A 9,311-nucleotide genomic window follows, 5' to 3' on the forward strand; every position below is an offset into this window, starting at 1 on the left:
TCAGGTGTTTTCAGGGTGATGCCGCAACGATAGCACAGCGTCGGATATTTCTGACTCCTGACCCAGCTCCAGCATCAACCCACTCAAGCGCTTGACCTTGCGCCGCACGGCCTCTTCAAACACGCCGCCACGCGGTTCGATCAGGCTGAACCAGCGTTTGGCACGGGTGATGCCGGTGTAGATCAGTTCTTTGGTCAGCACGGGATTCAAGGCATCCGGCAGGATCAGCGCGGTATGGGTGAATTCCGAGCCCTGGGATTTGTGCACGGTCATGGCGTACACGGTTTCCACATCATTCAGGCGGCTGGGCAGTACAAAACGTACGCCGCCCTGGCCATCGTTGCGTGGGAAAGCGACGCGCAGTACCGGGGGGCCGCCGTTGCTTTCGGGCAGTTTCAAGGCGATGCCGATATCACCATTCATCAGGCCCAGGCCGTAATCGTTGCGCGTCATCAGCACCGGACGACCTTCGTACCAATGCTCGTCCCCCTCGATCAGCCGCACTTTGCGCAAGGCCGCGGTGATGCGCAGGTTCAACCCTTCCACGCCCCAAGGGCCCTTGCGCACGGCACAGAGCAATTGGAACGCATCAAACGCCTGCAGCAGTTGTTGCGCCCAGTGAGTCCAGGCAATGTCGTCGCGCGGGGTGTCGAGGGCGGGACGCGCACTCTGCAGCAAATTGAGGTAATAGCGATAGCCTTGGGCACCGTCGCCCTGCCCGTCCAGCACCAGACGCTCCAGGGCGTGGTCGTGTTCGCCCTTGAGGCTGACGCAGAACAGATCGTGGTGGCTGCGCGCGGCCAGCAGCTTGCGGGCTTCTTCGGCGTTTTGCTGGTTGACCCAACGCGCCAGTTGACCGATGCCGCTGCCTTCGCCGAAACGGCGCGAGTAGCGCAGCATCACCACTTGTTGGGCCAGCGGATGGCTACCGTCAAGGTCTTCGTGCAGGCCGCTGGCGCTGAGGTCTTCGCCGCTGACGGCTTGCAGCCATTGGCGGGTGTGGGGGCTGTACCAGCCGGCTTCGGCGTCACGGCACAGGTCGCCGAGCACCGCGCCCGCCTCCACCGAGGCCAGTTGGTCTTTGTCGCCCAGCAATACCAATCGCGCATGGGGCGGTAAAGCGTCCAGCAGGCTGGCCATCATTTCCAGGTCGATCATCGAGGCTTCGTCCACCACCAGCACATCCAGCGGCAGGGGGTTACCAAGGTGATGACGGAAATGCCGGGTGCCCGGGCGACTGCCCAACAGGCGGTGAACGGTGGTGACCTGGGTCGGGATTTTTTCCTTCACGCTTTCCGGCACTTTCAGCGACAACACTTGCTGGCTGATGGACTCGGTGAGGCGCGCGGCGGCTTTGCCGGTGGGCGCGGCCAGGCGGATGCGCAACGGGCTGCCGGCCTCCACGGCCGGTGCCTGCAAGAGCGCGAGCAGGCGCACCACCGTGGTGGTCTTGCCGGTGCCGGGGCCGCCGGTGACGATGCTGAATGCACCGCGAGTGGCCAGGGCACAGGCGAGTTTTTGCCAGTCGATCACACCCTCGGGCGCCGGCTGATCAAACAGGCCATTCAGGCGTTGGGGCAAGTCGGCGGCGACGCTTTCCCGGGTCGCCAGCCGCAGCCGCAGGGCGCTATCGATGCGCCGTTCGTAGGCCCAGTAGCGGCGCAGGTACAGGCGTTTGCCCGACAATACCAAGGGGCGGCTGTGCGCCGACTCACTGCCATCCACCGCCAGGGCGATCAATGGGCTGGCGGCCAGGGCATGGCACCAGTGGGCGCCGTCGAGGCCATCAAGCAACTGCGACGGTAATAGCATGGCGCCGGTCTGCAGGTCGCCTTCGGGCGGCAAGGACAGCGCGAAGTCCGGCGCCTTGAGGGTTTCGAACAGGTCGAGGCACACGTGGCCGTGGCCCAGTTGGTGGCTGGTCAACGCTGCCGCCAGCAGCACCAAGGGGTCGGCCTGTGGAGCGAGCTCGTACAGGAAGCCGACGAAGGCTTTGTCCAAGGCTCGCAGCCATCCCCGGTCAACCCACCGTTCCAGCAGTTGCAGCAGGTCAGTGGCGCGACGGAGGGGGGCCAACGCCTCAAGCGGTAACGGCGACAGGCTCATAACAGCACTCCTTGTTCCCAGGCGGGCTCAACCTTGGGTGGTATGGGCTTGCCCTGGAAGAGCAGGTCCAGGCTTTCGATCAGTTGCCGTGGCGGCCGGGTGAAATACGCACCTTGGCTGCTCGACCGAGTGCCACGCAGGAACAGGTACAACGCGCCGCCAATGTGACGGTCGTAGTCGTAGCCCGGCAGGCGCGCCTTGAGTTGGCGATGCAGGGCCAGCAGGTAAAGTACGTATTGCAGGTCGTACCGATGCTCAAGGATCGACTGTTCCATCGCGTCCTGGGTGTAGGCCGAATCGTCAGGGCCGAGCCAGTTGGATTTGTAGTCGGCCACGTAATACCGGCCGCCATACTCGAAGGTCAGGTCGATAAAGCCTTTGAACATGCCGTTGAGCAATACCGGTTCGGCGGCCACGCGGGAGACGCCGTTGTGAGTGTACTGGCACACCAGTTTGTCGAGGCCGAGCACGTCGACTTTGTGGCTGGCGAACCAGAACTCCATCTCGATCTGGTACTGCTGCAGGTTGCTCAGGGTGACGTGATCGTTATCGACCGGCAGCGGCGTTTGCAGCAAGTGGCCCAACCAATCGCTGAGGGTGATGATCCAGCCTTCCCAGTTGCGGCGGTTACAACGGGCGCCCACGGCTTTTTCAATGGCTTGCGGTGTCACGTTGAAACCTTCTTCGCCGGCCCACTCCAGCAGGCCGTGAAGGAAAGTCCCAGGATGAGGGCCACGTGGGAAACGGTGAATATCACCGCCGGATGCCGCGACTTCGCGCGGTGCGTCAGGGTCGAGGCGTTCGTCATCGAACAGCTTTTGCGCTTGTGGGCTTTCCGGCGCTTCGAGGTTGGCGACACTCATGCTGTCGCCAATGCGCAAGGCGCTGTAGGACGCGATCCACCAGTTTTCGGCGGCCTTGCGCTTGGGCAGCAGCGGCGCGAGCAACGTAGCCTGGTTACGTGGCGGGTGAAACACGATGTCTTGGGCGTTGGGCACCTGGGCATAGTGGATGGCCGGGCAACCGCCCTGCAAATCCAGCAACCAACGCGCGAGGCCTGCCGATTCCCCCAACGAAGCCCCGCCGCCGAGCAAATAGCCCAGCGCTGACAGATGCAATACCGAGCCGCTACTGTTGCCGCGCTTGAGGTCGGCCACGCCGAGCCAGCAGGCATGTTTGGCGCGAGTCAGGGCCACGTAGAACAACCGCAGGTCTTCGGCCAGACGCTCGTCATCGGCCTGTGCAATCAACTCGGCGGTCGGGCGCAGGCTGACGCGGGGCTTGCCTTGTTCATCGTGGTAATGCAGCGGCAGGCGACTGCCGTCCACCGGTTTGGCCGAGCAGATGAAGGGCAGGAACACCAGGTCGTACTCCAGGCCCTTGGACTTGTGAATGGTCACTACCTTGACCAACTGCTCATCGCTTTCCAGGCGCAGGATCTGTTCTTCCCCAGCCTGCCCGGAGAGGGCCAGGTGTTCGGCCAGATGGCGGATCAATGCCTGTTCGCCATCGAGTTCCGACGCGGCTTGCTGCAGCAGCTCGCTGAGGTGCAACAGGTTGGTCAACACACGTTCGCCGTCACTGCGGGTGATCAGGGTTTGCGGCAGTTTGAAATCATGGAGCAGGCGACGCAGCATCGGCAGCACACCTTGGCTGCGCCAGATCGCGCGGTAGCCACGGAACTGCATCACACGGGCTTCCCACGCCAATTCGTCCTGGTTCAGCCGCTCCAGTTCCGACAACGACAGGTTCAAGGTGACGCAGGCCAGGACCGCACGCAGCGGGCGCTCCACGTCCGGCTCGGCGCAGGCCTTGAGCCAGGCAAGCAGGTCGTGGGCTTCCTGGGCGGCGAAGACTGAGTCCTTGTCGGACAGGTACACGCTGCGCACGCCGCGGGCAGCCAACTCGGCGCGCACGGCCTGGGCTTCCTTACCGTCGCGCACGAGGATGGCGATGTCCGACGGCAGTACGCCTTTGAAGCTGTTATCCGGTTGCAGGAAACCCGCGCGGCCTTGCTGGCCGCCATTGAGCAACTCGACGATCTGCGTGGCGCAGGCTGCGGCCAGGTGTTGACGGTAAATGGCGTTGGAAACCGGCTGGTCGGTGGGCAGGTGCCAGAGGTTCATCGCCGGCAGCGTTTGGCCGTCGACCTGCAGCGCCTCTTTGCGGCCTTGGGATAACACCGCATGGAAGGGTACCGGGTTGTCGCCATTCGGTTCACGGAACAGAAACGCGCCGCGGCCCGTTTCCGCACGCTGGAACACATGGTTCACCGCTTCGACCATGGCATGGCTGGAACGAAAGTTGGTACCCAGGGTGTGGTGCCGACCGGTGGTGGACTGGCGCGCACGCAGGTAGGTGTAGATGTCGGCACCCCGGAAGGCGTAGATCGCCTGCTTGGGGTCACCGATCAGGAACAGGCCACTGTCGAGGTGGTTTTCTTCGATGCGGTAGATGCGGTCGAAAATGCTGTATTGCACCGGGTCGGTGTCTTGGAATTCATCGATCAGCGCGACCGGGAACTGCTCGCGAATCACACTGGCCAGGCGCTCGCCGCCTTCGGCTTGAAGGGCCGCGTTGAGACGGATCAACATGTCGTCGAAGCCCATCTCGGCACGTCGGCGTTTTTCTTCTTCGAAGCGTTTACCGACCCAACCGGCAGCATGTTGCAGCACGGCGGCGTCGGGGGTTGGCAGCGCGTCAAGGCTGGCTTTGAGCCCGGCCATGGCGTCGATGCCTGGGTGCTGCGGCGGGTCGCCCTTCCAGGCTTCGGCCATACCGTCGGGAGAAAGGCGGGTGAAGCCGGTGCCGATGTCCAGTTGCTCCTGGGTGTCGTCGGCCGCCCAGGCACTGATTTTTTCGAACCAGGGTTCGAAGTAACGAGCTTGCATCTTGCGGCCGTCCACCGCTTTGGCGGCCACGGCCTGCAGGCAGATATCGCGCAACTCGGCAGCCCATTGTTGCCAGGGGGCTTTGATATTGACCAAGGCTTCACGTCGCTCTTGCAGGCAGGCGTTGATCAGCTCGGCCGGCTCGCGATGTTCGTCGTTGGGCCGTTCGCTGCCGAACAGCGCGCGCACCCGAGGCATCAGCGCGGCGGGGCCGCCCCAGTTGCTGCGCACCCAGTTGAGCGCGTCGTCGTGCAGGGGGTAGCAGAACAACCGCCAGTAGTCGCGCAGCACTTCGCCCAGCAGGTCGCTGTGATCGGTTTCCAGGGTTTGGGTGAACAGGCTGCCGCTGTCGAATGCGTGTTCGCGCAGCATGCGCTGGCACCAACTGTGAATCGTGGAAACCGCTGCTTCGTCCATCCACTGGGCGGCGATGTCGAGGCGGTTGGCACAGGCAGGCCATTGCTCGGGGGAGTATTGCGCGCGCAGATCCGCAATCAAGGCATCTGGCTGGTCGATTTCATCGCGGAAAAATCGCGCGGCTTCGGCCAGGCGGATGCGGATGCGTTCGCGCAGTTCCTTGGTGGCGGCATCGGTGAACGTTACCACCAGGATTTGCGGCGGCAGCAGTTCGCGGCCAAAACCGGACTCGTCGTCGCCGTGGCCGAGGACCAGGCGCAGGTACAAGGCGGAGATGGTGAAGGTCTTGCCGGTGCCGGCGCTGGCTTCAATCAGTTGACTGCCTTTTAGCGGGAACGCCAGGGCCAAGGGTGTGCTGCTCATGCGCCGGCCTCTTCGCCTATGAGTGATCGCCAGGGGGCATTGATCAATGGTCGATACAGGGTTTCGCACCAGCCTTCGAATTCTTCGCTGGCCAATAACGCCGCGTAATCGGGAAATTGTCGGCTGAGCGCCGGGGTTTCGCGGCGCTCGCCGTCGCTGGTCAGGCCGTCGCCTTCGTAGGCTTTACTCGCTGCGGCGTGGGCTTTGACCGGGTCGGTTTGGCTGAGCCAGGCGAATGCGGTCTTAACGGCAACCGGCAGCGGTTTTCGCATTCCGCTGTGCCAGGCCATTAACAGGTTGCCGAGGATGTCCCGGGCGGTGGTTTTATCCAGCGGCGCCAGTAGCAGCGTGTCGTCACTGGCCACCAGGCCGGTGCTCAATGGCAGGCCGCAGGCACAGGCCACCACGTGATTGACCCATGGTCGGATCAGGCGATGCCATTTACGCGTCTTGATCGAACCGATGCTGTTGGGGATGGTGGTAACACTGAGAAATCCACCATCAGCGCGCCGATGCAGGCCGCTGATCCAGCCTTCCAGCTGAAGGCCTTGGTGCTCGAAACTGATCGGTTCGGCCCCCATGTGCGGGGTTGGCCAAAGAGCCAGCAAGTGCTGGTAGCGTTGCAGCAGATCGGGCAAGGGCTCGATCAGCTCTTTGCGCAGGGACTCGCCGAAACCGACCATGGGCAACAGGCCACTGCCTTGCAAACGCAGGGCTTGGGCATTAAGGGCCTGGTCGAGTTGATCGGGCTGGGTCAATGCGGCGTTCAGCAGGCTGTCACTCAGGCTGTAGCGCTGCAGCGCGTCGAGGACGAAGGGTTCTTCGTCGGCCAGGGGCACCTCGGCGGCTTCGAAGAATACTTTCAGGCGCTGGCTGAAGAAGTGTTTGACCGGGTTGCGCAGGAAGTCTTGCAACTGGCCAAGGCTCAGGGGCTCTTCCTGCTGGTGGTCCGCCAGTTCTTCATCGTCAGAGATGGTATCCGGCGCTTCGTGGAGCAATTGCCATTCGCGGGCATAGCTGAACAGCGGGTCGCCTTCGTGGAAGTAGCGCGCGCTGAAGGGTTGGAGCGGGTGTTCCTGGGTCATCGCCTCCAGCAACGGTTGTTCTTGTACGTTATGCCATCCACTGGCGATATGGTCGCGCAGTTGACCTATCAGTACAGAGGCCGGGCGATCGCTGTTGTCGCGGATACTGCGGCCAACCCAGCTGATATAGAGCTGGTCACGGGCGGACAGCAGGGCTTCGAGTAGCAGATAACGGTCGTCCTCACGCCGCGAACGGTCGCCGGGACGGTAATCGCTGCCCATCAGGTCGAAATCCAGGGGCGGCTGGGCGCGTGGGTAGTCGCCGTCATTCATACCGAGCAGGCAGACGAGCTTGAACGGGATCGCACGCATCGGCATCAGGGTGCAAAAATTGACAGCACCAGCGAGGAAGCGTTGGGACAGGCGCCCTTGGTCCAGCCCAGCCAGCCAGGCTTCACGGACTACGGTGAGCGGTAACTCATCCTGCAGGCCAACGGACTCACAGGTTTCCAGCCAGGTTTCCCGAAGTTGTTCGAGCTGGCCCAACAGGTAGTCATCGTGTTCGCTGGCGGGCAGGAAGAAGAGCTGCATCAGCCGTTGCAGGCGCTCGCCCCACTCCTGGGGAACCGCGGGTTGCGACAGAGCCTGATGGGCATCGTTGAGTGCGTCGAGCAAAGCGACCAGCGGGCCGATCAAGGCTGCATCGAGCCCGCCGATCTCATCGTAGGGTTCAATGCCCTCGCAGGCCGCACCGGTGCCAACGGCATAGCCCAGGAGCATGCGGCGCAGGCCGAATCGCCAGCTGTTTTGTTCCAGGTCGCCCGGTAGACCAAGCCCGGCACGTTGCTCGGCGTTCAGACCCCAACGGATACCGGCACCTTCGATCCAGCGGTGCAGCGTGGACAGGTCGCGCTCCTTGATGGCGAAACGTTCGCGTAGAGCGGGGACGTCAAGCAGGTCAAGAATTTCACTGACGGGAAAGCGACTGTCGGGGAGTTTGAGCAGGTGCTCGACGGCGATCAGCAGGGGATCGCGGCCGCGTTGGCCTTGGTCGGTCAGGGTGAAAGGGATGAAGCGGGGATCACTTCTTTCCAACTGGCCGAACACCGCCCGGATGTGCGGGGCGTAGCTGTCGACGTCGGGGACCATGACGATGATGTCCCGAGGGCGTAGCGCGGGGTCGTCGCTGAAGCGCTGGAGCAGTTGGTCGTGAAGAATTTCCACTTCGCGCTGGGCACTGTGGGCGATGTGGAAGCGGATTGAGGTGTCACGCCCCAGATCGACGGCCGGCCATAATTCGCGCGTTTCATTGAGTGGGCGCAGTTCGAGGATGTCGTCCTGGAGCTGGTTGAGCACTGTGGTGGGGGCGCTGTCGCTGAACAGGTCGATACGCCCATCGCGAAAGGCTGCGCGGTAGCTGTTGGGATCGTCGTAACTGTCCAGCAGGCTGATGTAGTCGCGGCCTTGTTTGCCCCAGGCGGCCAGCAAGGGGTGTGCGTGCTGGTGCAGGGTTTGGGGGTCGATGGTGACTGGCATGCCGACTTTGCGTGCCTGGCGCTTGTATTCGTTACGCAGTAGGTCTTTGTCGGCGACGATGTCGGACCAATGGTGGCGACAAGGGTTATGCACGCACAGCAGGACCTGGCTGAAGCGGGCGAGGCCAGCGAGCGCTTCGAGCGCTTGGGCAGGCAGCGAAGAAATCCCGAAGACGATGACCCGAGAAGGCAGGCCCGCAGGCGCGTGCTCAAGCGTATTGATGCGTTCGATAAAGCGCTGGTGTACGCCAGCACGACTTTCGGCCATACCCTCTTCACCGACGTCCAACAGCAAGGCGCGCCATAACTCGGCTTGCCAACAATTGGCGGGGTTGAGGGGCTTGGATTCGCCACGACCATTGCGCAATTGGTGGCGACCGGCAGCCCAGTCTTCCAGCCAGTCGGCGCGGTACACCTGGTATTGGTCGAACAGGTCGGCCAGGCGTTCAGCCAATTGGTAGCGCTTACGCAGGTCTGTGTCGTGGGTCAAAAAGCGCTGCAGCGGTTCAAAGTGCGGCTGGTCGATGAGTTCCGGGAGCAGGCGCATCAGCCGCCAGGTAAGCGGGGCTTTATCAAGCAGGGATTTGGGGGGGATTTCGTCACGGCCCAGGACCATGCGATAGAGCTGCCACATGAAGCTGCCGGGGAGTTGCACGTCGATGGCGGCAGCGATACCGCAGCCACCCATATCGTCATCTTCCGGGTCTTCAGCCAGGGCCAGTTTGAGCCATTGGGCTATGCCATTGCTTTGTACCAGGGCGATTTCGTTTTCCAGGGGCGCCAGGGGATAACGGCGCATCCAGCTCACTACCAAGCTGCGCAGTTCGTCCAGGCGATTGCCGTGAACCACCATGAACCCAGCGCTGAGGGACGTCGCATCCGGCATAACGGCTTCCTTGGGAAAAGCAAAATCGAGGCATGGACTTTAGCATTGAAGACGGCCGCGATGAGCCCCTCTGCACTTTCCGACCGCG

3 protein-coding genes are annotated in these 9,311 nt (G+C 62.8%); all 3 read right to left on the minus strand.

Features of this window, described 5'->3' with window-relative positions:
• From recD to recC, 3 genes are read right to left on the minus strand one after another with little or no spacing between them, the layout of a single operon-like run.
• Window positions 1-2,106 carry an exodeoxyribonuclease V subunit alpha gene (recD, locus tag AB4O05_RS28035; protein WP_460133996.1) on the minus strand — a complete coding sequence of 702 codons (2,106 nt, stop codon included), beginning with the start codon at window positions 2,104-2,106 and terminating at the stop codon, window positions 1-3.
• Window positions 2,103-5,777 (minus strand): exodeoxyribonuclease V subunit beta, encoded by a 3,675-nt coding sequence (gene recB, locus AB4O05_RS28040; protein ID WP_460133994.1) that lies wholly within the window; start codon window positions 5,775-5,777, stop codon window positions 2,103-2,105. The genes recD and recB overlap by 4 nt, the downstream gene beginning before the upstream one ends.
• Entirely contained in the window at window positions 5,774-9,223 is a 3,450-nt protein-coding gene (gene recC, locus AB4O05_RS28045; protein ID WP_460133993.1) for an exodeoxyribonuclease V subunit gamma, read from the minus strand. Before recC ends, recB begins: the two co-directional genes overlap by 4 nt.
• Window positions 9,224-9,311: the final 88 nt, after the last annotated feature.

This window comes from Pseudomonas sp. S1_G07 (genome assembly GCF_054668565.1).

Coding starts and splice junctions, on each gene's coding strand:
- recC (WP_460133993.1), bottom strand. CDS start 9,223: ATGCCGGATGCGACGTCCCTCAGCGCTGGGTTCATGGTGGTTCACGGC.
- recD (WP_460133996.1), bottom strand. CDS start 2,106: ATGAGCCTGTCGCCGTTACCGCTTGAGGCGTTGGCCCCCCTCCGTCGC.
- recB (WP_460133994.1), bottom strand. CDS start 5,777: ATGAGCAGCACACCCTTGGCCCTGGCGTTCCCGCTAAAAGGCAGTCAA.